This window comes from Microbacterium sp. NPDC090014, from assembly GCF_044748285.1.
In the GTDB taxonomy this organism is placed as follows: Bacteria; Actinomycetota; Actinomycetes; order Actinomycetales; family Microbacteriaceae; genus Microbacterium.
Genome location: NZ_JBIVFS010000001.1, coordinates 320,808 through 342,813, shown reverse-complemented (window position 1 = coordinate 342,813; position 22,006 = coordinate 320,808). Strand labels below are relative to the sequence as shown.

General features: G+C 69.1%; 23 protein-coding genes. 13 read left to right on the top strand and 10 right to left on the bottom strand.

What is annotated here, in order from left to right; translation table 11 throughout:
• Nucleotides 1-40 precede the first annotated feature (40 nt).
• Entirely contained in the window at nucleotides 41-928 is an 888-nt protein-coding gene (locus ACIPV5_RS01650; protein ID WP_400339231.1) for a helix-turn-helix transcriptional regulator, read from the bottom strand.
• Between the two features lie 92 nt (nucleotides 929-1,020).
• Between ACIPV5_RS01650 and ACIPV5_RS01645 the strand changes: the two genes are divergently transcribed.
• Complete coding sequence (locus ACIPV5_RS01645; RefSeq protein WP_400341230.1) at nucleotides 1,021-1,893, top strand: aldo/keto reductase; 873 nt, start codon at nucleotides 1,021-1,023, stop codon at nucleotides 1,891-1,893.
• Between the two features lies 1 nt (nucleotide 1,894).
• Here ACIPV5_RS01645 and ACIPV5_RS01640 read toward each other — a convergent pair whose 3' ends face one another.
• The 3 genes from ACIPV5_RS01640 to ACIPV5_RS01630 are packed head-to-tail and all read right to left on the bottom strand — an operon-like array spanning nucleotide 1,895 to nucleotide 3,959.
• A complete protein-coding gene (locus ACIPV5_RS01640; protein WP_400339228.1) occupies nucleotides 1,895-2,368 on the bottom strand; it encodes a MarR family winged helix-turn-helix transcriptional regulator in 474 nt (157 codons plus the stop codon).
• Nucleotides 2,368-3,027 carry a GTP cyclohydrolase II gene (gene ribA / locus ACIPV5_RS01635; RefSeq protein ID WP_400339225.1) on the bottom strand — a complete coding sequence of 220 codons (660 nt, stop codon included), beginning with the start codon at nucleotides 3,025-3,027 and terminating at the stop codon, nucleotides 2,368-2,370. The genes ACIPV5_RS01640 and ribA overlap by 1 nt, the downstream gene beginning before the upstream one ends.
• Nucleotides 3,028-3,071: 44 nt before the next feature.
• Complete coding sequence (locus ACIPV5_RS01630) at nucleotides 3,072-3,959, bottom strand: DMT family transporter (RefSeq protein WP_400339222.1); 888 nt, start codon at nucleotides 3,957-3,959, stop codon at nucleotides 3,072-3,074.
• 134 nt (nucleotides 3,960-4,093) lie between these two features.
• Here ACIPV5_RS01630 and ACIPV5_RS01625 point away from each other — a divergent pair, with 134 nt between their 5' ends.
• Nucleotides 4,094-4,930, top strand: a complete 837-nt coding sequence (locus ACIPV5_RS01625) for a sulfurtransferase (protein WP_400339220.1) — start codon at nucleotides 4,094-4,096, stop codon at nucleotides 4,928-4,930.
• A 33-nt stretch (nucleotides 4,931-4,963) separates the two neighbouring features.
• On the opposite strand, the gene ACIPV5_RS01620 is transcribed toward ACIPV5_RS01625, so the two are convergent.
• The gene (locus ACIPV5_RS01620; protein ID WP_053098149.1) at nucleotides 4,964-5,872 is read right to left on the bottom strand and encodes a hypothetical protein; all 909 of its coding nucleotides are present in this window, start codon (nucleotides 5,870-5,872) and stop codon (nucleotides 4,964-4,966) included.
• A gap of 304 nt (nucleotides 5,873-6,176) precedes the next feature.
• Between ACIPV5_RS01620 and ACIPV5_RS01615 the strand changes: the two genes are divergently transcribed.
• The 3 genes from ACIPV5_RS01615 to ACIPV5_RS01605 all read left to right on the top strand — a co-directional run bounded on the left by ACIPV5_RS01615 (nucleotide 6,177) and on the right by ACIPV5_RS01605 (nucleotide 8,696).
• Nucleotides 6,177-6,827: a hypothetical protein gene (locus ACIPV5_RS01615; protein WP_053098148.1), complete on the top strand. Its 651-nt coding sequence runs from the start codon at nucleotides 6,177-6,179 to the stop codon at nucleotides 6,825-6,827.
• Nucleotides 6,824-7,177, top strand: a complete 354-nt coding sequence (locus ACIPV5_RS01610) for a hypothetical protein (RefSeq protein WP_053098147.1) — start codon at nucleotides 6,824-6,826, stop codon at nucleotides 7,175-7,177. Before ACIPV5_RS01615 ends, ACIPV5_RS01610 begins: the two co-directional genes overlap by 4 nt.
• 85 nt (nucleotides 7,178-7,262) lie before the next feature.
• Nucleotides 7,263-8,696, top strand: coding sequence for an MFS transporter (locus ACIPV5_RS01605; protein WP_400339215.1), 1,434 nt, complete (start codon nucleotides 7,263-7,265; stop codon nucleotides 8,694-8,696).
• Nucleotides 8,697-8,908: 212 nt separating this feature from the next.
• Here ACIPV5_RS01605 and purB read toward each other — a convergent pair whose 3' ends face one another.
• Nucleotides 8,909-10,291, bottom strand: a complete 1,383-nt coding sequence (gene purB / locus ACIPV5_RS01600) for an adenylosuccinate lyase (RefSeq protein WP_056275439.1) — start codon at nucleotides 10,289-10,291, stop codon at nucleotides 8,909-8,911.
• Nucleotides 10,288-10,764: a low molecular weight protein-tyrosine-phosphatase gene (locus ACIPV5_RS01595; RefSeq protein ID WP_230100954.1), complete on the bottom strand. Its 477-nt coding sequence runs from the start codon at nucleotides 10,762-10,764 to the stop codon at nucleotides 10,288-10,290. The genes purB and ACIPV5_RS01595 overlap by 4 nt, the downstream gene beginning before the upstream one ends.
• A 230-nt stretch (nucleotides 10,765-10,994) precedes the next feature.
• Between ACIPV5_RS01595 and ACIPV5_RS01590 the strand changes: the two genes are divergently transcribed.
• Nucleotides 10,995-11,258 carry a hypothetical protein gene (locus ACIPV5_RS01590; protein WP_072592106.1) on the top strand — a complete coding sequence of 88 codons (264 nt, stop codon included), beginning with the start codon at nucleotides 10,995-10,997 and terminating at the stop codon, nucleotides 11,256-11,258.
• Entirely contained in the window at nucleotides 11,255-12,532 is a 1,278-nt protein-coding gene (locus ACIPV5_RS01585; RefSeq protein ID WP_400339212.1) for a hypothetical protein, read from the top strand. Before ACIPV5_RS01590 ends, ACIPV5_RS01585 begins: the two co-directional genes overlap by 4 nt.
• 27 nt (nucleotides 12,533-12,559) lie before the next feature.
• Here ACIPV5_RS01585 and ACIPV5_RS01580 read toward each other — a convergent pair whose 3' ends face one another.
• Nucleotides 12,560-12,964, bottom strand: coding sequence for a phage holin family protein (locus tag ACIPV5_RS01580; protein ID WP_053098140.1), 405 nt, complete (start codon nucleotides 12,962-12,964; stop codon nucleotides 12,560-12,562).
• Nucleotides 12,965-13,016: 52 nt separating this feature from the next.
• On the opposite strand from ACIPV5_RS01580, the gene ACIPV5_RS01575 reads away from it, so the two are divergent.
• The 5 genes from ACIPV5_RS01575 (at nucleotide 13,017) to ACIPV5_RS01555 (ending at nucleotide 18,784) form a co-directional block, all read left to right on the top strand.
• Nucleotides 13,017-14,090, top strand: coding sequence for a histidinol-phosphate transaminase (locus tag ACIPV5_RS01575; protein WP_171821958.1), 1,074 nt, complete (start codon nucleotides 13,017-13,019; stop codon nucleotides 14,088-14,090).
• A gap of 96 nt (nucleotides 14,091-14,186) precedes the next feature.
• Nucleotides 14,187-15,314, top strand: coding sequence for a pyruvate dehydrogenase (acetyl-transferring) E1 component subunit alpha (gene pdhA / locus ACIPV5_RS01570; RefSeq protein WP_400339209.1), 1,128 nt, complete (start codon nucleotides 14,187-14,189; stop codon nucleotides 15,312-15,314).
• A gap of 115 nt (nucleotides 15,315-15,429) precedes the next feature.
• Nucleotides 15,430-16,410 carry an alpha-ketoacid dehydrogenase subunit beta gene (locus ACIPV5_RS01565; RefSeq protein ID WP_053099302.1) on the top strand — a complete coding sequence of 327 codons (981 nt, stop codon included), beginning with the start codon at nucleotides 15,430-15,432 and terminating at the stop codon, nucleotides 16,408-16,410.
• A gap of 36 nt (nucleotides 16,411-16,446) precedes the next feature.
• On the top strand, nucleotides 16,447-17,802 hold the full coding sequence (locus tag ACIPV5_RS01560; RefSeq protein WP_053098139.1) for a dihydrolipoamide acetyltransferase family protein: 1,356 nt from the start codon (nucleotides 16,447-16,449) through the stop codon (nucleotides 17,800-17,802).
• Nucleotides 17,803-17,869: 67 nt separating this feature from the next.
• Nucleotides 17,870-18,784 (top strand): aldo/keto reductase, encoded by a 915-nt coding sequence (locus ACIPV5_RS01555; protein ID WP_400339206.1) that lies wholly within the window; start codon nucleotides 17,870-17,872, stop codon nucleotides 18,782-18,784.
• Here ACIPV5_RS01555 and ACIPV5_RS01550 read toward each other — a convergent pair.
• Both ACIPV5_RS01550 and ACIPV5_RS01545 read right to left on the bottom strand, forming a co-directional pair.
• Complete coding sequence (locus ACIPV5_RS01550; RefSeq protein ID WP_400339203.1) at nucleotides 18,775-19,314, bottom strand: 2'-5' RNA ligase family protein; 540 nt, start codon at nucleotides 19,312-19,314, stop codon at nucleotides 18,775-18,777. The two genes, ACIPV5_RS01555 and ACIPV5_RS01550, sit on opposite strands and share 10 nt — an antisense overlap.
• Before the next feature lie 4 nt (nucleotides 19,315-19,318).
• Nucleotides 19,319-20,539, bottom strand: coding sequence for an ROK family protein (locus ACIPV5_RS01545; RefSeq protein ID WP_400339201.1), 1,221 nt, complete (start codon nucleotides 20,537-20,539; stop codon nucleotides 19,319-19,321).
• Between the two features lie 101 nt (nucleotides 20,540-20,640).
• Between ACIPV5_RS01545 and ACIPV5_RS01540 the strand changes: the two genes are divergently transcribed.
• Entirely contained in the window at nucleotides 20,641-21,984 is a 1,344-nt protein-coding gene (locus ACIPV5_RS01540) for an ABC transporter substrate-binding protein (RefSeq protein WP_083569407.1), read from the top strand.
• Nucleotides 21,985-22,006: the final 22 nt, after the last annotated feature.

Genomic DNA, 22,006 nt, shown 5'->3' with positions numbered 1-22,006 from the left:
CGTCAGCGCACGATTCGAGCGGTTCTGCTCAGAGCAGAAATCAGGCCTCGGTGCGCTCTGAAGGCGCACCGATGGTCCCATCGGCAGCGTCGGTCGCCGCCCAGCTGGCCAGCATCCGCAACTTGTCGGCCGATGCCGTTCCCGGCTCGGCCGTGTACGTCGACATCTGCAGGCCCGGATCGGCGGGCAGCTCGAACGCCTCGTAGGTGAGTTCCATCTCGCCGACGACCGGGTGGTTGATGCGCTTGACACCGCTGCGGTGGAAGCGCACGTTGTGCGCCGCCCACAGGGTGCGGAACCGCTCACTGCGCGTCGACAGCTCGCCGACGAGATCGGTGAGCTTGCGGTCGAACGGGTTGCGCCCCGCTTCGCCGCGCATCGCGGCCACGAGCTCCTGGGTGTTTCGCTCCCATTCGGGGTAGAAGGTCTGTGCGGCCGGGTCGAGGAAGGCGAAGCGGGCGCTGTTCGGCACCGGGGTCGTGAAGAGCGGCGCATAGAGCGCGCGGCCGAGCGCGTTCGCCGCGAGGTAGTCGAAGTAGTTGTTGCGCACGATCGCCGGCGCCTCGGTCATCGCGTCGAGCAGGCGCAGGATGCTGGGGCGCAGCGTCTCGACCTTCTTGCGCGGCTTGCGGGCGACGGGTGAGGCGTTCGCGGTGCGGGCGAGATCGAACAGATGCGCGGTCTCGGCCTCGTCGAGCTGAAGAGCACGGGCGAGCGCATCGAGCACGCTGTCGGAGACGCCGGACAGATCGCCCCGTTCGAGCCGGGTGTAATAGTCGACGCTGACGCCGGCGAGCAGCGACACCTCTTCACGGCGCAGCCCCGGCACACGCCGGTTGCCGCCGAATGCGGGGAGGCCGGCCTGGTCGGGGGTGATGCGGTCGCGCCTCGACGAGAGGAATTCGCGCACCTCGCTGCGGGTGTCCATGTATGCGACGGTACGCCCCCTGTCGCGACGAAGGGAGGTACTGGTGGACTCTCCCTCGCGTGTGAGCGGACGCGCACACTGGAGGTATGACGATGAACATCACGCTCAACACCGGCATCGAGATGCCTGCCCTCGGCTTCGGAGTGTTCCAGGCCGCTCCGGACGAGACGGTCGATGCCGTCAGCACCGCTCTCGAGACCGGCTACCGCCTGATCGACACCGCCGCTGCGTACGGCAACGAGCGCGAGGTGGGCGAGGCGATCCGCCGCACCGGTATCGCGCGCGACGAGGTCTTCATCGAGACCAAGGTCTGGATCAGCGATTTCGGCTACGACGAGACCCTGCACGCGTTCGAGAAGTCGACGGGCAAGCTCGGGGTCGATCAGCTCGACCTGCTGATCCTGCACCAGGCCCTGCCGACCCGCTTCGACCTCACCCTGGGTGCCTATAAGGCGCTCGAGACCCTGCTCGCCGACGGTCGGGTGCGCGCCATCGGCGTCAGCAACTTCATGGTGGAGCACCTCGACAAGCTGGCGGCGGAGACGAGCATCGTCCCCGCGCTCAACCAGATCGAGGTGCACCCCTACTTCCAGCAGCGCGAGGTGCAGCAGGCGGATGCCGCGGCCGGCATCGTCACCCAGGCGTGGTCGCCCATCGGCGGCATCACGGCCTACCGCCCCAACGGCGCATCCGTCTTCGACGACGAGACGCTCACGGCCATCGCCGCCGAGCACGGCAAGTCGCCGGCACAGGTGATGCTGCGCTGGCACCTGCAGCAGGGTCGCTCCGCGCTGCCGAAGTCGGTGCGACCCGCCCGCATCGCCGAGAACTTCGACGTCTTCGACTTCGAGCTCACCGCTGATCAGCTCACCGCGATCGATGCGCTCGACACCGGTGTGCGCCGTGGCCCCGAGCCCGAGGACGTCACGCTCGAGACCTTCGGGCGCGAGATCCCCGAGGCGTGACCTAGAGAGCGGCGGCGACGCCGGGGAGCAGCTTGGCCGTGATCGTGCCGAGATGCTCCCTCTCCTCTGCGGTCAGAGGGTCGAGGATCAGTTCGCGGATCTGCGCCACATGAACGGGCGCCGCCGCCCGCAGCAGGTCACGACCGGCATCCGTCAGCGCAGCGGTCAGCGTGCGCTTGTCGCTGCTGCACGAGGTGCGCGTCACCCAGCCGCGGTCTTCGAGCGAGTCGATCGCGTGGCTGAGTCGTGAGCGGCTGAGCCCGGCGATCTGCGCGAGCTCGGTCATCGGGATCGCGCGATCACCCTGACCTGCGAGGGTCACCAGGATCGCGTAGTGCGAGTGCTTGAGCCCGGTCTCGGCCTTGAGCGTGCGATCGAGCACCTGCGGCAGCAGCTGCACGAACCGGATGGTCGGCAGCCACGTCTGCATCTCCGCATCGTCGAGCCTCCGCTCGCTCGCCAGCTGCGCGTTCATCAGGCGGCTGACAGGTCGAGCGTGTGCGAGGTGTGGTCGCGCTTGGCCTCGAGGTAGCGGTGGTTCGCGTCCGACAGGTGCACGCCGGTGCGCACCTGCTCGGTGACGCGGATGCCGAGGGCGTCGAGCTGTGCCGCCTTGTCGGGGTTGTTGCTCAGCAGACGGATGCTGTCGACGCCCACCGCCTGCAGCATCTGCGCGGCGATCGTGTAGTCGCGTTCGTCTTCTCCGCGGCCGAGTGCGACGTTCGCCTCGTACGTGTCGAGGCCGGCATCCTGCAGCGCGTACGCGTCGAGCTTGGCGTAGAGGCCGATGCCCCGACCCTCCTGGCGCAGGTAGAGCAGGAACCCGCCGTCTTCGGCGATGCGCTCGACGGCTTCACGCAGCTGCGGGCCGCAGTCGCAGCGCTCAGAACCGAACACGTCACCGGTCAGGCATTCGCTGTGCGGACGCACGAGGGGTGCGTCGCCGCCGTCGGCCGCGCGCTCCATGGCGGCCCTCCAGTCGCCGAGCCCGAGCAGCAGGTGCTCGCGGCCGTCGATCAGTCCGTCGAACGTGACGACATCCGCCGTGGTCGAGAACCCGTCGGCGAAGCGCATCGGCACGCGCACCCGCGTCCGCTCTGTGGCGACCGGAACGACGGTTGAAGTTTCAATCATGTCGGGTGCAACGCGCCGACGCCCGCGATATTCCCGCTGGCGCACTACTCCGCGGAACGACGACGCACGGGCTTGAGCTCGCTGGCGAGGATGCCGAGCACCACGAGCGCTCCGCCGATCAGCGCGGCGACGGGCAGGCGTTCACCGGCGATGCGCCCGATCACGGCCGCCCAGACCGGTTCGCCCGCATAGATGATCGTCGCGCGGGTCGGGGACACGGACTTCTGGGCCCAGTTCATCGTGAGCTGGATGACGCAGCTCGCCGCTCCGAGTCCGACTGCGCAGCCGACCCAGATCCACGAGAACTCGGGCAGGCCCTCGCCGACGACCGGCATGGTGAGGATGCCGAGCACTCCGGCGGTGAGGAGCTGGATGATCGTGATCCTGCCGAGATCGATCCGGCCGGCGAACACGCTGATCAGGATGATCTCGGCCGCGATGGGCAGGGTGCTGATGAGCGTCAGGATCTCGCCCGCCCCGAGGGTCAGGGCGAACGCATCGGGTCCCGCGATGAGCAGCAGTCCGAGGAACGCGAGCGCGGCGCCCACGAACGCCATGGCCGGTGGGCGCTTGCGGAAGACGGCCCACTGCGCGAGCGGCACGAGAGGGATGTACATCGCGGTGATGAACGCCGAGGTGCTCGAATCGATGGTCTGCAGCCCGACGGTCTGCAATCCGTATCCGAGATAGATCATCACGCCGATCGCGACCCCGGCGCCGATGTCGCGCCAGCGGATGCCGCGCAGCGCCCGTCGGAAGATGACGATGCTGATCGCGCCGGCGACCAGGAACCGGATGCCGACGAAGAACCACGGCCCCGAGTGCTGCATCGCCCAGTGCACCAGGAGGAATGTGCTGCCCCAGACCGCCGTCACGGCGATGAGGGCGACCTCCTGTCGGCGCAGGCTCATGAAGCGGAATCGAGTGGACATGCTGTCCTTTCTCGACGCGGCCGGGACGAGCCTAGCGCCGCGCCGACCGCCGTCTCGAATCGCCGGTCGGCCCGATATGTCGACGGAATACGGGCGGCTGCGCGATCCGGACGGCGTCTCGCTAGCCTCGGATCATGAGCAACTTCGTGAGCGCCACCGAACTGCGCGATCTGCTGACGTCCGAGACCCCCGTGCGTGTGATCGACGTGCGCTGGAGACTCGACCGGCCCGACGGCCGGGAGGACTACCTCGCGGGCCACATCCCGGGGGCGGTCTTCGTGCCGCTCGCGACCGAGCTCGCCACCCACGGCGAGCCCTCGGACGGCCGGCACCCCCTGCCCTCCACAGCGACGCTCCAGGATGCCGCCCGGCGGTGGGGTGTGAACCGGGGTGACGTCGTCGTCGCCTATGACGACGCCAAGGGAGTCAGTGCGTCACGAGCATGGTGGCTGCTGCGTCAGGGCGGTGTCGACGTGCGCGTCCTCGACGGCGGCATCCGCGCGTGGACGGCCGCCGGCCTTCCGGTCGCCGACGATGACGTGCAGGCCGAGCCCGGCGACGTCGTCCTCGACGAGATCGGCGGCGATGCGATCTCGATCGACGAGGCTGCCTCGTTCGTCGACACCGGTGTGCTGCTGGACGCGCGCGCGCCGGAGCGCTATCGGGGAGAGCACGAGCCTTTCGATCCGATCGCCGGGCACATTCCGGGCGCGCTCAACGTCCCGATGGCCGCCCATCTGGATGCCGAGGGCCGGATCCTCGACACGCACACCCTTCAGGCGACCTTCGCCGCCCTCGGGGTGAGCGAGGGGACGCCCGTCGCGGCCTACTGCGGCTCGGGCATCACGGCGGCGCACACCGCGCTGGTGCTGGATGAGATCGGCATCGAGGCGAAAGTCTTCCCCGGCTCGTGGAGCCAGTGGTCGAACACTCCGGGGCGTCCGGTCGCGGTCGGCGATCAGCCCGGGTGAGTCGGTCGACTCTGAGCCCGCGAACGGGCGCGGTCAGCGCCCGTCGGCGTAGCTCCAGGCGACGCCGAGCAGTCCGGGTCCGAATGCGCGTCGCACCTGGTGCACCGAATTGCGGCCCTCGAGCGACAGCTCGGTGAGCTTCGAGCCGTCCGGGGTCTCGACGCGCTCTTCGATCCGGTCGGGCAGCGCGTCGGGGTGGAATCGCGTCCACACCAGCAGCTCTCTGGTCTGCCGGGCGACGGCGTGGCCCGTCTCGCGCTGCGGGGGATAGTCCGGCGGATAGGCGACCGACCACTCGACCATCGCGGTGCTCGGAGCGGTCAGAGGAACGTCGAGTTCGAACAGGACGCCGTGCACCTCGCCGTTCGGGTGCGAGTACCGGGCAGCGATGCGTCCTCCCGCCACCGCCTCGATGAACGGGGCGGGAGTGCTGATGCCCGGTGTCATCTCGAGGAACGGGATCGACGCGACGGTGCCGACGGTCGACTGCACGATGCTGCGCGTGATCGAGTACGAGACGTTGCCCGCGGCATCCACGTCCGTCACCGAGTGGGTCGTGAGTTCGCGCGACGTGTCGGGGTACTCCGCGCCGAGAGCGGCGAACGCCTCTTTGACGGCGTCCTCGAGCTCCTGCTCGTCGAGCGGGAAGAGGTTGGGTCCGAGCGGACCGGTGCGGTTCGTGGTGCCGAGCAGGGCGGTGAGAGAGCCGGGCTCGAGGTGCAGCAGCTGCTCGATGTCGCCGAGCGCGGCCATCGACTGGGCACCCTCGGGGCGCCGAGCTCCGGACCGCCAGTAGCTGAGCGTCGCCATGGACACGCTGTTGCCGCGGGCGCGCAGCTGCTCGTGCAGCCGCGCCAGAGTCAATCCACGCGCATTGATCGCGTCGCGGAAGGACGCTGCGAATACATCGGCATATCGGCGCAGACCACTTTCCATGCTCATCACAGCACCCCCTCCGGTATGTGAAGAATCGAGCCCTAGAGTGAGCATACGACCACACCAGCATCGCGTAGGGGACGAGGTGCTATTTCTGGGGTCTATCGGCTGAGCAGTCGTGAGCAGGGTGCCCGACCTCGCGACCACTCGGCCTGACGCAGTGTCGCCCCCGTCGCTGCGTTCTGTCGCGGGGCCTGATGATCGATCTGGGGAGATCCATCGGGCCCCGCGAACACCTCTCCGGTGTCGGCGCCCACTCAGCGCCCCCGCGTAGACTGGGGGGAACACCCCCGGAGGACCCTCGATCTTCATGTCTGCCACCGCCCGCGCGTTCACCGTGCGTCACCTCCAGTTGCTGCGCGCGCTCTTCGCCGCCGCCGCTGCAGTGATGATCACCTTCTCGCCCGATCACTCGGCGGCCGTCGGTCTCTCCGTCTTCAGCGGCTTCGTGCTCACCACCGGCCTCGTGATGATCGTCGCCGCGTGGCTCGTCTACCCGGCCGGTCAGCGCTGGCCGTCCGTCGTGTTCGCCCTGCTGAGCTTCGTCGCCGGGATGACCGCCGGTGTGCCCGCATGGCGTACCGAAGACCTCTTCTTCGTCGTCGTGATCGCCTGGGCGGTCTCGACCGGCATCCTCGAGCTCGTCGTCGGACTCCGCGCTCGCAAGGCCGGCGACGCGACCGCACGGGACTCGATCACCCTCGGCGCCTTCGGCCTGCTGCTGGCCGTGCTCCTGATCGCGATCCCGGCGGGCTTCGTGCAGCCGTACGCCATCGAGGGAGCCGGTGCGTTCGAGCTCACCGGCATCATCCTCGGCGTCGGGATGTTCGGCGGATACGCGGCCATCGTCGCGGTCTTCCTCGGCATCGCCGGTCTGACCCCGAAGCGAGCGGATGCTGTCGCCGCCGGGACCACGATCGAGAACGACCCCGCCCCCGCCGGGCACGGAGGAGAGCGATGAGCGACGAGAAGCCCACCCGACGCGACATTCTGCGCCCGCTGCACCTGCTGGGCATCGCTCTCGGCTGCGGTGTCTTCGCCGCGGTGGTGACGCTCGTGTCGACCGGCGCCTTCACCGCCCGGGTGAACAACGCCATCGCGAACGGCACCTACGACGGCCTCACGCCGATCGCGCTCGGCCTGGTGGTCGGCGGCGGCGCATTCATCGTCACGCTGCTGTTCCTCGCGATGCTGATCCTCGTGGTCGACCCGGCCGAGGTCACCAAGAAGGTCGACCGCCCCGTGCTGTTCGACCCAGAGACTCCCGACGAGCCGGGCGCCGACAAGCCGGGCCGCACGTCCTCCTCCTGACCGGATCGCAAGCTCCTCCTGACCGGATCGCAAGGTTCTCCATCGCGACCGGAATAGTCCCGGGCTGCGACGGCTTGTCCCTGTAGTGACTGCCTCGATCGACCGCGCCTCCATCGGACTCAGGTCGGAACGAGGCCCGGTGCTCGGGGCCCTCATGCTCGCCACGGGGCTGATCGCGATCGACGCGACGATTCTCGCTACCGCGGTGCCCAGCATCGTGCGCGATCTGGGCAGCTACCAGCAGTTCCCCTGGCTCTTCTCGGTCTATCTGCTCGCACAGGCGGTCAGCGTGCCGATCTACTCGCGCTTCGCCGATACCGTCGGCCGCAAGCCGATCATCCTGCTCGGCATCGCGCTGTTCCTGCTCGGGTCGGTGCTCTCCGGCTTCGCTTGGAGCATGACCGCCCTGATCGTGTTCCGCATCATCCAGGGCCTCGGCGCCGGTGCCGTCGCGCCGATGTCGATGACGATCGTCGGCGACATCTACACGGTCGCCGAGCGCGCCAAGGTGCAGGGGTACATCGCCTCGGTGTGGGCGATCTCCTCTGTCGTCGGGCCGGCGCTCGGCGGCATCTTCGCCCAGCTCGACGCCTGGCGGTGGATTTTCTGGGTCAACATCCCGCTGTGTCTGATCGCGGGATGGATGCTGCTGCGGCGGTATCACGAAGAGAAGCGGACGCAGCGTCATCGCATCGACTATGCCGGTGCCGTGCTGCTCACGGTCGGACTCACGGGTCTGATCCTCGGGATGCTGGAGGGCGGCAACGCCTGGGCGTGGCTGTCGATCCCCAGTGTCGTCTGCTTCGGACTCGGCGCCGCGGCGCTCGTGGCCTTCGGCCTCGTCGAGCGTCGCGCAGCCGAGCCGATCGTGGACCTGCGCCTGGCGGCGCGGCCGCTGATCCTCACGACCACGATCGTCTCCCTGGGCATCGGCGCCCTGATGACCGGCGTGACGAGCTTCGCACCCGCATATCTGGAAGGGTCCATCGGCATCGCGCCGCTGCTGTCGGGGTTGGCCGTCGCGGCGCTCACCCTCGGCTGGCCGCTCGCCGCCGCGAACGCGGGCCGGCTGTACATGCGGATCGGTTTCCGACGCACAGCGCTCACCGGCATGTCGATCACCGCGGTCGCGGCGATCGCTCTGGCGGTGGTCTCTCCCTGGCCCAATCCGTTCTCGATCGCCGCCGTGGCATTCGTCCTGGGCTTCGGCCTCGGCTGGAGCGCCGCCCCGACGCTGATCGCGGCTCAGGCCTCGGTCGGCTGGGGCGAGCGCGGTGCCGTGACCGGCATGAACGCCTTCGCCCGCTCGGCCGGCAGCGCGCTCGGGGTGGCCGTGTTCGGCGCGATCTCGAACTCGGTGATCGCGCAGGGCGCGGGGCCCGAGGACCCGGCGACCATCATCTCGGCATCCGTCTGGGTGTTCATCGCTGCCGCCGTCGTGGCCGTGCTCACCCTGATCGCCGCGGCGTTCATGCCGCGGGACCCGGCGGGCGCGCACTCCGGAGAGCCCCGGCCCTAGCCCGCACGGCGTTCGTGACCCGGCGCCGGGTCAGTTTCGTGCGGGGTCGCTTCGCTGCGGGTCGCTTGGCTGCGGGGTCGCTTGGCTGCGGGGTCACTTTCGCATCCGATTCGGCCGATTGCGGTGCGTTTCTGGCCCCGCATCGCGCGCGCGGTGCGTTTCTGGCCCCGCACCGAACGAGCGGATGCCTCAGCGGCACCCGCTCGTTCGCGCTACTTCGCGAGCTGCTCGGCGATGCCGGTGTACGAGGCGGGGGTGAGGGCGAGCAGACGCTGCTTCGCGGCATCCCCGATCTCGAGTCCCTCGACGAACTCCGCCAGGTCCGCGGCGCCCACGCGGTGACCGCGGGTGAGCTCCTTCAGCAGCGCGTAGGGGTCGCTGATCGACGAGCGGCCGGCGACGACCTCCGCGCGGATGACGGTCTGGATTGCTTCGGCGAGGACTTCCCAGTTCACGTCGAGGTCGGCGAGCAGCACGTCGCGCGAGAGCGAGATGGCGTTCAGACCGCGACGCAGGTTGTCGATCGCGAGCAGCGAGTGGCCGAACGCGACGCCGATGTTGCGCTGCGTCGTCGAGTCGGTGAGGTCGCGCTGCAGTCGGCTGGTGACGAGGGTCTGTCCGAGGGATGCCAGCAGGGCGCCGGAGATCTCGAGGTTGGCCTCGGCGTTCTCGAACCGGATCGGGTTGATCTTGTGCGGCATCGTCGACGATCCGGTCGCGCCCGCGACGGGGATCTGCGCGAAGTATCCGAGCGAGATGTACGTCCAGATGTCGGTGGCGAGATTGTGCAGGATCCCGCCGGCGTGACGCACGCGATCGTAGAGCTCGACCTGCCAGTCGTGCGACTCGATCTGCGTGGTCAGCAGGTTGAAGCCCAGACCCAGGCCCTCGATGTACTCGCGCGAGATGGTGGGCCAGTCGGCGTCGGGGTCGGCGGCGATGTGCGCCGACCAGGTGCCGGTCGCGCCCGAGAACTTGGCGAGGTAGTCGGATGCCGCGATCTGCGCGCGCACGCGCTCGAGACGCCACGCGAAGACGGCGAGCTCCTTGCCCATGGTCGACGGAGTGGCCGGCTGACCGTGGGTGCGGGAGAGCATCGCGGCGTCGGCGTGCTCGGCGGCCAGCTCGCGGAGCTTCGCGATCACGACGTCGAGACCCGGCAGCCAGACCTCCTCGACCGCGCGCTTGACAGTCAGGGCGTAGGACGCGGAGTTGATGTCCTCGCTCGTGCAGGCGAAGTGGGTGAGCTCGGCGATCGCGTCGAGGCCGAGGGCCGACAGGCGGTCGCGCACGAGGTACTCGATCGCCTTCACGTCGTGCTGCGTGACGGCTTCCTTCTCGGCGAGCCAGTCGATCTCGGCCTGGCCGAAGTCGCGGTAGAGGGCGCGCAGGCGCTCCTTGTCGGCATCCGACAGGGGGCTCGTCTCGAAGAGCGAGCGGTCGGTGAGCGCGATCAGCCATTCCACCTCGACCTCGACACGGGCGCGGTTGAGGCCGGCCTCCGAGAGGAAGTCGGCGAGGCCGGTGACGGCGCCGCGGTAGCGACCGTCGAGGGGGCTCAGCGGCTGGGGCGGGAGCGAAGGCTGGAAAGTCAGGGGAGTCCTCCTGATCGGGCCCCGGGAGTGCGGGGCGTGCGGGGCTGGCGGAGAGCCGGCTCGAGCTGGCGGAACAGCCCGCGAGTCGCGGTCTCAATCATACCGAGCACCGAATCGAACATCTCGGCGCCGGCGTAGTAGGGGTCGGGGACATCCTGGCTGTGCGCGTCGGGGTCGAAGGCGAGCAGCAGGGTGACCTTGCCCTCCTCGTCCTCGTTGGCGGCCCACTCGCGCAGGATGCGCTCATGAGTGCGGTCGAGGGCGACGACGAGGTCGTTCTCCGAGAAGGAGGAGAAGGTGAACTGCTTCGCGCGGTGGAGTGAGCCGTCGTAGCCGCGGCGGCTGAGGGAATCGAGAGTGCGGTGGTCGGCCCGTTCGCCGAGGTGCCAATCTCCTGTTCCCGCGCTGCGGGAGACGATCCGCGAGCCGAGACCCTGACGTTCCGCGAGATCGCGGAACACCACCTCCGCCATCGGAGAACGGCAGATGTTCCCCGTGCACACGAAGATCACGCGGAAGGGATCCGGGGATGTCACCGTCCTATTCTGCCGGTCGCAGCCCGATCGCGCGATGCCGGAGATCCCGGGCCGGGCGGGCGCACCCGTTCTGCACCGGTGCCGCGACCGAGCCAACTGCTCACGAGGCCCGAGATCCGAGGGGCGTCCGCACATCGCAGCGGCAGTGCATCGCGGATGCTGGGCGCATGTACTCCTTCGCACTCGCACAGACCGGCGCCGCAGACACCGCCTGGGCCCAGTCCCGCGCCGTGGCAGCGCTTCGCAGCGCGGTCGAGGCGCTCGACGACGTGCGCGCATCGCTCGCCGTCCTCACCGCCGACACCGACTGGCACTCCGACGGGGTGCGCGCGATGCAGCACTCGCTCGACGATCTCCGACGGAGGACACGCGTCGAGGCATCCGAGATGCGCAGCCGTGAGTCAGAGGCCGAACGGATCGACGTCTCATGACAGGGCTGACGATCGACCACGGGGGAGCGATCGCCGTCGACCCCGACGTGCTGCGCGATGTCGCTCACCGCATCGATGCCGTCGCCTCCCGTTATGACGATGCGCGTTCGGCCATCATGCGAGCGCATCGGATCATCGTCGACACTCCCGGCTTCAGCGAGCACGTCGACACGGTGGGGCTGTGGGCGTCGGGCGAGCACGTAGCTCGACTCCGCTCCGAGTGCCAGGAGACCGCCGAGTCCACCCTTCTCATGGCCGATGCCTACGAATACGTCGAACTGCGAGCGGAGGCCGAGATGCTCGCGCAGACCGATCCGAGCACGGCGCAGCGGCTGACACGACGAGCCGATCGTCTTGCTGCGTCGGACGAACGCATCTCGAAGATGGCCGACGACCTCGTCGCTCAGTGGCGCGCCAGACGATTCGAAGGCCTCACGGGCAACCTCGTGACGCCCGCCCTGTACGACCACGTCTTCGGGACCGCGGCGCTCGTCGGGGCGTTCTCGGGGTTCGGCAAGGTGCTCCCCGGCGAGAGGCTGCAGGGCACGGCCGACCCCGTCACGGTCTCGCCGGTGAAGACGTCCTCGCCCCAGGGGGCGCCCTCGGGCCTGGCCGGAGCCTTGAGGCGCATGCCGGTCGCCGTCGGAGCGCAGGTCGCCGTCGAGAAGTACTCCTTCGCCGACGGCACCACGAAGTTCGTCGCCTACCTGGAAGGAACGCAGAGCGTCGCGTGGGGAGGTGCGCAGCCGTGGGACTCCAAGTCCAACGCCGAGCTCTACACCGGGAAGAGATCCGCGTCGTATCAGGCGACGATCGAGGCGCTCGAGGCGGCGGGGGCGCAGCCGGGCGATGAGGTCGATGTCGTCGCCCATTCGCAATCGGCCATGGTCGCCGCTCACCTCGCGATGGAGAGTCCGTTCGACGTGCAGATGCAGATCACGGCGGGAAGCCCGGTCGAGCCGACCCTGGATGACGACCAGACCATCATCCAGCTGCGTCATTCCGACGACGTGGTCTCCGGGCTGGCCGGCGGAGGATCGCCCGAGGGGACCGGGTCGGATGACAGCATCACCCTGCTCACTGAAGGAACCCCGCAGGACACCCTCGGGGACCTGACGGTCGACGCGCACCACCTCGACACGTACATCGACACCGCGGAGATGGCCGATGAGCTCAGCGACCTGCGAATCGATGCGATGCACGAGTTCTGGCGCGAGCTCGACACCGCCGAGGTGGTCGAGCGCACCGAGTATCAGGCCGAGCGTGTCGGATGACGGCCGCGCGAGGTGCGCCGGCAGGCGTCAGTCCCGACGCTGCTTCTTGCTCTGCGGACGCAGGATGAAGCCGAAGACACCGTTGATCAGCGAGATGATGAGCGCGGCGAGCACGCCCCACCAGAAGCTGCCGACCGTGAGACCCCAGCCGAACCCGCTCGTGATCCACGCCGTGAGCCACAGCAGGAAGCCGTTGATCACGAAGCCGATCAGTCCGAGGGTGATGATGTACAGCGGGAACGCGACGATCTTCACCACCGTGCCGATGACGGTGTTCACGAGCGCGAAGATCGCGGCCACCGCGAGCAGGGTCAGCACGAGCTGCAGGGTCTCGCCCGGCGCGAACGCCCTGATCTGCACCTGCAGGGCGGGGATCAGCGTCACGACCCAGAGGGCGAACGCGTTGACGACGACTCGGATGATGAAGCGCATAGTCCGTCCAGTCTTCCATGTGGGGCGCGGGAGCGCCGCGGAATCTAGACTCATGACTGTGACCGACCCGATCCTTCCGCGCATCCGTCCCGCCATCGCCGCCCTGGCGCCGTATCGACAGGGCAAGCAGGCGGGCCCCGACGCATTCAAGCTCTCGAGCAACGAGAACCCGTTCGAGCCGCTTCCGTCGGTCGCCGCGGCGCTGCAGCACACGACGCCCATCAACCGATACCCGGATGCCACCGCCGGCCGCCTTCGCGTACGACTCGGTGCACGGTACGCCGTCGAGCCCGACCAGGTGCACGTGGCTGCGGGCAGCGTCTCGATCCTCCACCAGCTGATCCTCGCGACCGCCTCCGTGGGTGACGAGGTCGTCTACGCCTGGCGCTCGTTCGAGGCCTATCCGAGCCTGCCGCTCGTCGCGGGCGCGACCGGGGTGCAGGTGCCTCTCACGCCCGACTCCCGTCACGACCTCGACGCGATGGCTGAGGCGGTCACCGAGCGCACGCGTGCCGTCATCCTCTGCACCCCGAACAACCCGACCGGTCCGATCATCACGAGCGACGAGTTCGCGACGTTCGTCGAGCGCGTCCCCGCCGATGTGCTGATCGTCCTCGACGAGGCCTACGCCGAGTTCGTGACGGTGCCCGGGGCGGTCGACGGTCTCGCCGAGCGGGTGTTCGAGCGGCATCCGAACGTCGTCGTGCTGCGCACCTTCTCGAAGGCCTACGGACTCGCGGGCCTGCGCATCGGATACGCGATCGGCAACGAGAAGGTCCTCGATGCCGCGCGCACCACCGGCATCCCGCTCTCCGTCACGTCGGCAGCCGAGAACGCCGCGATCGCGAGCCTCGACGCCGAGTCCGAGCTGCTCGAGCGCGTCGCGGTGATCGTCGAGCGCCGCACGCGCCTGCTCGAGGGGCTGCGTCGGCAGGGCTGGGACGTGCCCGACTCGCAGGCCAACTTCATCTGGCTGCCCACCGGCGAGCGCACCGACGAGGTCGCCGCCGCATTCGTCGCCGCCGACCTCATCGTGCGCCCGTTCCCGGGTGACGGCATCCGCATCTCCGTGGGCGAGGAGGCGTCCGTGGCGCGCGTGCTCGAGGTCGCATCGTCACTGCGCTGATCCGCGCCGTTCCGCCGTTTCTCCGGGTTCCCGGCAGATGCGAGGACGTCCTAGGTATGCGTGACCGGGCATGCGCGCGCGGGTAGCGTGGGGGTCGTGACCTCGTCAGAGACTGAACTCGTCCGCGTCCTGGATCAGGATGGCCGCTTCACGCCGAGTCCGGCTGCTGAGCAGTATCTGTCGTTGATCGAGGCGATCAGCGACGCCGAGCTCGAGCAGTTCTACCGGGACATGGTGGTCATCCGCGCGATCGACACCCAGGCCACCAACCTGCAGCGACAGGGACAGCTGGCGCTGTGGCCGCCGAGTCGTGGGCAGGAGGCCGCCCAGGTCGGTTCGGCCCGCGCCGCCCGCGCCCAGGACACGCTCTTCCCGTCGTACCGCGAGCACGCCGTGACGCGCATCCGCGGCGTCGACCCCGTCGACATCATCAAGCTGATGCGCGGTGTCTCGCACGGCGGCTGGGATCCGACAGACCCCAAGAACGGCAACACCCGCCTCTACACCCTGGTTCTCGGCTCGCAGGTGCTGCACGCCGCCGGCTACGCGATGGCGTTGAGCTTCGACGGTCGATCCGGCACCGGCGACGTCGACAAGGACGAAGCCGTCATCGTCTACTACGGCGACGGGGCGTCGAGCCAGGGCGACGTGCACGAGGCGATGGTCTTCGCCGCGAGCTACCAGGCTCCCACCGTCTTCTTCCTGCAGAACAACCACTGGGCGATCTCGGTGCCGGTCGCGACGCAGTCGCGGGTGCCGCTGGTCGAGCGCAGCGCCGGCTACGGCATCCCCAGCGTCCGCGTCGACGGCAACGACGTCCTCGCCAGCTACGCCGTGTCGCGCGTCGCTCTCGATGAAGCCCGCAGCGGCCAGGGTCCCCGGGCGATCGAGGCGGTCACGTACCGTCTCGGCGCGCACACCACCAGCGACGATCCCACGAAGTACCGCGGCTCCGACGAAGAGCAGTCGTGGGCGCTGCGAGACCCGATCGACCGCATGCGCGCCTTCCTCGAGAACAGGGGAGCGGCGGGGCAGTTCTTCGCCGACGTGGATGCCGAGGCGGCCGACGCCGCCGAGGACCTGCGTTCACGCAGCGTCGAGCTCGGATCGCCGACCGCAGACAAGATCTTCGATCACGTGTACAGCGACCCGCATCCGCTCGTGGCGGAGCAGAAGGCCTGGCACACGCGCTACGAGGCATCGTTCGAAGGAGACGGCAAGTGATGGATTGCCTTCAGGATTCTCGGCCAGGAGCGACTTTCGCGGCCCGCGCTGCGCGCAGTGGCCGCCGAACGTGCGTATGGCCGCAGAAGTTCACGACGTCGAGGACGGTGCACGCATGACCCTCGAGACGATGCCCCTCAGCAAGGCGCTGAACTCGGGTTTGCGCCGGGCGCTCGAAGACGACTCCAAGGTCCTGCTCATGGGCGAGGACATCGGCAAGCTCGGCGGTGTCTTCCGCGTCACCGAGCACCTGCAGCGCGACTTCGGCGACCGCCGCGTGCTCGACACCCCCCTCGCCGAGTCGGGGATCGTCGGCACCGCGATCGGGCTCGCGATGGCCGGGTTCCGTCCTGTGATCGAGATCCAGTTCGACGGGTTCGTGTTCCCCGCGTTCGACCAGATCACGACCCAGCTCGCCAAGCTCACGAACCGCCACGAGGGCAGGATCAGCCTGCCCATCGTGATCCGCATCCCCTACGGCGGGCACATCGGAGCGGTCGAGCACCACCAGGAGAGCCCCGAGGCCTACTTCGCGCACACCCCCGGCCTGCGGGTGGTGTCGCCGTCGACGCCGAACGATGCGTACTGGATGATCCAGGAGGCCATCGCGTCGAACGACCCGGTGATCTTCATGGAGCCGAAGAGCCGCTACTGGCAGAAGGGCGAGGTCGAGCTCGACGCGTCCGCCGCCCCGCTGCACTCGTCTCGCGTCGTGCGCACCGGATCCGACGTCACGCTCGTCGGACACGGAGCCATGGTCACGACCCTGCTGCAGGCGGCCGCGCTCGCCGAGGCCGAGGGCACCAGCTGCGAGGTCGTCGACGTGCGGTCGCTGTCTCCGGTCGACTACGAGCCCATCCTGAGCTCGGTGCGCAAGACCGGACGCATGGTCTACGCCCAGGAGGCCCAGGGCTTCGTCAGCATCGGCAGCGAGATCGCCGCGACCGTCATGGAGCGTGCCTTCTACGCGCTCGAAGCTCCCGTGCTCCGCGTCTCGGGATACGACACTCCGTTCCCGCCCGCGAAGCTCGAGGGCACCTACCTCCCCGACGCCGACCGCATCCTCGAGGCCGTCGACCGTTCGCTCGCCTACTGATCTCACCCTGATCTCACCGTTCCGAAAGGACCGCACATGAGCACGCAGAACTTCAACCTCCCCGATGTGGGCGAGGGCCTGACCGAGGCCGAGATCGTGGCATGGAAGGTCGCGCCGGGTGACTCCGTCGCCATCAACGACGTCATCTGCGAGATCGAGACCGCCAAGTCGCTCGTCGAGCTGCCGTCGCCGCACGCCGGAGTCGTCGGCGAGCTGCTCGCCGCCGAGGGCGCGACCGTCGAGGTCGGCTCGCCGATCATCACCTTCGTGACCGATGCGCGCGACGACGCCGGACCCGGCAAGATCGCCACCGCGGAGGCCCCCGCGCCGGAAGAGGGCGGCGGGTCGGTTCTCGTCGGCTACGGCACGGGCGGCGGTGCGACGTCGCGGCGCAAGCGTCCGGCGGAGCGCCCGGTGCGCTCGTCGGTCGGCGTGATCGCGAAGCCGCCGATCCGCAAGCTCGCCCGCGATCTGGGCGTCGACCTCACCACGGTCACGCCCACCGGAGCCGACGGCGAGGTGACTCGCGACGACGTGATGACCCACGCCTCGCAGGCCAGCGTCTTCCGCAACATCGAGACGCCCGAGTGGGGCGCCGTGCGCGAAGAGACCGTGCCCGCACCGCAGAGCACGCCGGCGGGCCTCGCCCGTGGAGTGTCGGCAGCGCCGGCATCCGCCCCGGTGTCCGACGACCGCACCGAGTCGATCCCTGTGAAGGGCGTGCGCAAGGCGACCTCGTCGGCGATGGTGCAGAGCGCGTACTCCGCTCCGCACGTCACCGTGTGGAAGGAGATCGACGCGAGCCGCACGATGGAGCTCGTCAAGAGGCTCAAGGCATCGCCCGACTATGCCGACATCCGCGTCTCGCCGCTGCTGATCATGGCCCGCGCCGTCATCTGGGCTGCCCGCCGCACCCCGATGGTGAATGCCGCGTGGATCGAGACCGAGGGCGGCGCGGAGATCGCGGTGCGCCACTACGTGAACCTCGGCATCGCCGCGGCGACGCCTCGCGGTCTGCTCGTGCCGAACATCAAGGACGCGCAGGACCTCAGCATGAAGGACCTCGCCCGCGCTCTGAACAGGCTCACCCTGACGGCGCGCGAGGGCAAGACCAGCCCCGCCGACCAGCAGGGCGGCACGATCACGATCACCAACATCGGTGTGTTCGGGATGGATGCCGGTACCCCGATCATCAACCCCGGCGAGGCGGGCATCGTGGCCATGGGCACGATCAGCCAGAAGCCGTGGGTCGTCGACGGCGAGGTGCGCCCCCGCTGGGTGACCACGGTCGCAGGCTCGTTCGACCACCGCGTGATCGACGGCGACGGTATGAGCCGCTTCATCGCCGACGTGGCATCCGTGCTCGAGGAGCCCGCACTGCTCGTGGAGTGAGGCGAACGGCGGGGATACAGTGGCGGAGAACCGTGATGACCGCCCCGACAGAACGGACTCAACGCGGATGAGGATCGAACCGACTGCCATCACCCTCGGAACCTCCGGCCTCGGCCGGCATTCGGAGCCGGGATCCGCCGAGGAGAGAGCGGCCGTCGATGTCGCCATCGACCTGCTCACGAGCAGGCACGGGTTCGTGGACACGTCGAACAACTACTCGGCCGGTCGATCCGAAGCCGTCATCGGCATCGCGCTGCGCGAGCTGGGGATGGACGGTTCGCGAGTCATCTCGAAGGTGGATCAGGACCCTGAGACGGGCGTGTTCGACCGAGACCGCGTCCTCCGCTCGTTCGAGGAGACGACCGCGCGGCTCGGGGTCGACCGGCTTCCGCTGTTGCACCTGCACGACCCGTACTCGGTGTCGTTCGAGGACACGATCTCGATCGGCGGCGCGGTGCAGGGGCTCATCGAACTGCGGAGCGCCGGCGTGGTGGACGCGATCGGTGTGGCGGCGGCTCCGGTCCCGCTGATGGCGAAGTACGTCGAGACGGGGGTGTTCGACGCCGTGCTGATCCACAACCGATTCACGCTCGTGGATCACTCGGCTGAGAGTGTGTTCGCCGACGCCAAGGCACGCGGCATGGCCGTGTTCAACGCTGCGCCCTTCGGTTCGGGACTGCTCGTCAAGGGCCCGCATTCCGGTGCGCAGTATGCCTATCGGCCGGCCGGCGAGGAGCTGCTGAGGTGGACCGAGCGTCTGCAGCACGTGTGCGCGGAGCAGGGGACGTCGATGGCTGCCGCGGCGCTGCACTACTCGCTGCGGTCCCCGCTGGTCGACTCCACGGTCGTCGGGGTGTCGAGACCGCATCGTCGTGAGCAGCTCGACGAGCTGGAGCAGGCGGAGGTCCCGGAGGGGCTGTGGGGTGCCATCGAGAGCCTGGGGCCGGCGCCTTCCCCGGTCGACGACAGCGACTACGCCTGACGCAGCTCCGCGAGCGCAGTGATCTGCGCGGTGGCGGGGTCCCAGTGCCGCACGCTGCGCGCGTGAGCGTGGATGTCGTCGCCGATGATATCCAGCGCGTCCGCCAGGTCGGTGACCCGCAACCGGCGGGCGAGGGCGACGTGCGGCATCCACTCGCCCGGAGCGGTATGCGGGGCATCGTCACCCGGCCCGACGGCGGAGAGGATCGTCTCGCGGAGGTGGATCAACTCCGCACGGGGAACGATGCTCCGCGCCAGCACACGGCGATCTCCGGAGCCGAAGAGCAGGGGGGCGCCCAGCGTGATCGGGAACGAGGTGATGCCGGCGAAGGCATCTGGTCCGGGCGATGACAGGTCGACGCGTGCGACCAGCGTGATGTGAGGGCGGTTGCTCGCCGACGTGTGCCCCGCGAGGCTCGACAGGCCGCGCGCCGCGAGAGCATCCCATTCGGCCCGGACCACGGCCTCGGCCTCTGCGTCGAGGAGCAGTTCGATCGATGACGGGGAGCGCTGCGGCTCTGTTTCTCGCACGACGTCAGCTCACCGCGCTGAGCCGCCGCTCCGCGAGCAGCGGCACGGCCACCTCGCGCGCCGCCCTGCGCGCGGTCGCGACGGCGCCGATCGAGACGACCTCGGCGCCCAGCGTCGAGGCGAGGATCTCGGGTGCCGGCAGGTGCAGCTGGGCCGGCAGCACCTCGCGCGCAGCCGTGAGAACGGGGGCGATGCTCTCGGCCACCGCCCCGCACACGATCACGCGGGACGGGTCGTACATGCTGCCGAGCACGCCGGCCACACGGGCGAGCGTCGCGCCGACGCGGGAGGTGGCCAGGAGCGCATCGGCATCGCCAGCTGCCGCCGCCGTCAGCACGGCGCGGGGGTCGATGCGATCCTCGCGTGCGAGCCGCCCGATCGGGGATTCGAAGGAGATCTCGCCGCTCTCGACTGCCGCCCGCACCTGATCCTGCAGGGCGTAGCGCAGACCGAAGGCCGAGCCGACGCCGATGATGTGGTCGAACACGACACCCTCGCCGACTCCGCCGTGAGCGCCGTGCAGCACGTGGCCGTCGACCACGACGCCGCCGCCGAAGCGTTCGCTCGCGAGCAGGGCGACGTAGTCACGGCATCCGATGGCTGCGCCGGCCGAGCCCTCGGCGATCGCGGCGAGCTGTGCGTCGTTCTTGATCTCCACGACGGGGGCCCAGTCGGCGAGCGCCTCGGCGAGACCGGGGTTCGTGCGCTCCCAGAAGCCCTCGGGATGCGGCGGAGAGATGCCCGCCCGGTCGACGGGCGCGGCGACGCCGACGCAGATCGCGAGCACCGCCTCGCGCGAGACCTCGGCCTCGGCGAGCGCGTGCTGCATCTGGTCGAGGATCGTGGCGCGGCGTGCCGCCGCGGTCTGCGTCGGGTCGAGGTCGGTGCGGTGGTGCACGAGAGTGTGGTCGGTGGGGTCGGCGACGGTCACCGCGAGGTGGGTGTCTCCGGCATCCACCCCGATGACGACGCCCAGGTCGGATGCCAGCACGAAACGTCGCGCCGGGCGTCCTGCGCGGTAGCTTCCGGCGGCGCGGGCGTTGGGCAGCTCGCGCAGCACCCCGGCATCGACGAGGGTGTCGATCCCGTCGATCGCTGTCGAACGGGTCAGCGAGGTGCTCGCCATCGCCTCGGTCGCGGTGAACTCCCCGGCCGCCCAGGCGAAGTCGAGGATGGCGCCGACGCTGGCTCGTCCGGTGCCGAGACCTGCGGAGACTTCTGTCACGGGCCTTGACCTCACTCTCGTCCAGATGAGAGAGTACCGTTCATCGAAGTAAATTCGCTCACTAGATTTAGTCTGCGGATCTACAGGACGAAAGGACGACGGTGTCTGTGAAACCCCCACGCCCGGCGCAGCTGGTGGCCGGTGCGGCCGCGCTCGCCCTGGTCGGAGCGGCTCTGACCGGCTGCTCGACGGCCGGCGGAACCGAGACCATCCGCTTCACGTTCAGCAAACGCGAGGCGATCGAGTTCATGACAGAGCTCGTCGCCGAGTACAACTCCTCGCAGGACAAGGTGCGCGTCGAGATCGACACCTCGGGTGTCGACGTCGTGTCGGCGAGCTTCGTGCGCGGCAACCCGCCGGACATCATGCTGGCCAACTACAACTACGAGATCGCCCGGTTCGTGCAGCGCTGCGCGCTCACGGATCTCTCCGACACCGAGGCCGCCTCGACCATCCGCGACGACCTGCAGCCGCTCATGGAGCAGTACGGCTCGTGCGAGGGGCGCACGAGCGCGCTGCCGTACTCGGTGATGGGCGCGTCGGTCATCTACAACAAGCAGATCTTCGACGAGCAGGGCCTCGAGGTCCCGCAGACGTGGGACGAGCTGCTCGCCGTGTGCGATCAGCTGAAGCAGGCGGGGATCGACCCCTTCTACGCCACCTTCAAGGACGACTGGACCGTCGCGCAGGGCTGGTACGACTACACCGCCGGCGGCTCGGTCGACGTGATCGACTTCTTCGACACCCTCGCGGAGGAGGGTACCGAGGTCGGTCCCGACTCCGAGGTGTCGTTCGAGAAGGACTTCGCCGAGCCCATGGACCGCATGATGACCCTCGCGACCGAGTACACCAACGCGGATGCCGCGAGCCGCGGATACGGCGACGGCAATCTCGCATTCGGCAAGGGCGAGGCGGCGATGTACCTGCAGGGGCCGTGGGCGTTCAGCGAGATCGAGAAGACGGCTCCCGACCTCGACCTCGGCACCTTCCCGCTGCCGATGACCGACGATCCCGCCGACCTCGGCGTGCGCGTCAACATGGACCTCGCCGCGATGATCCCCGAGGGGTCGCAGCACCAGGAGGCAGCAGGTGACTTCCTCGAGTACCTGTTCCAGCCCGAGAACATCGAGGCCTACAACGCGTCGCAGCTCGGGTTCACCCCGACGAAGGACGCACCGGCGCCGGACGACCCTCGGATCGAGGGAATGATCGAGTACTACGACAACGGCCAGATCTATCAGGGACCCTCGGTGCTCGTGCCCCGAACCCTGCCGGTCTTCAACTACGCGCAGGCGATGGTGCTGGGCGCGTCCCCGACCTCCACGTTGCGCACCATGGATGCCGACTGGGCGAGGATCGCGTTCCGCGCTCCCATCCCGTCGACCCAGGACAACGCCTCCGGTGAGGACTCAGCATCCGGCGAGACAGAGGAGTCCACGCCATGACGAACACCGCTCTGCCCAACCC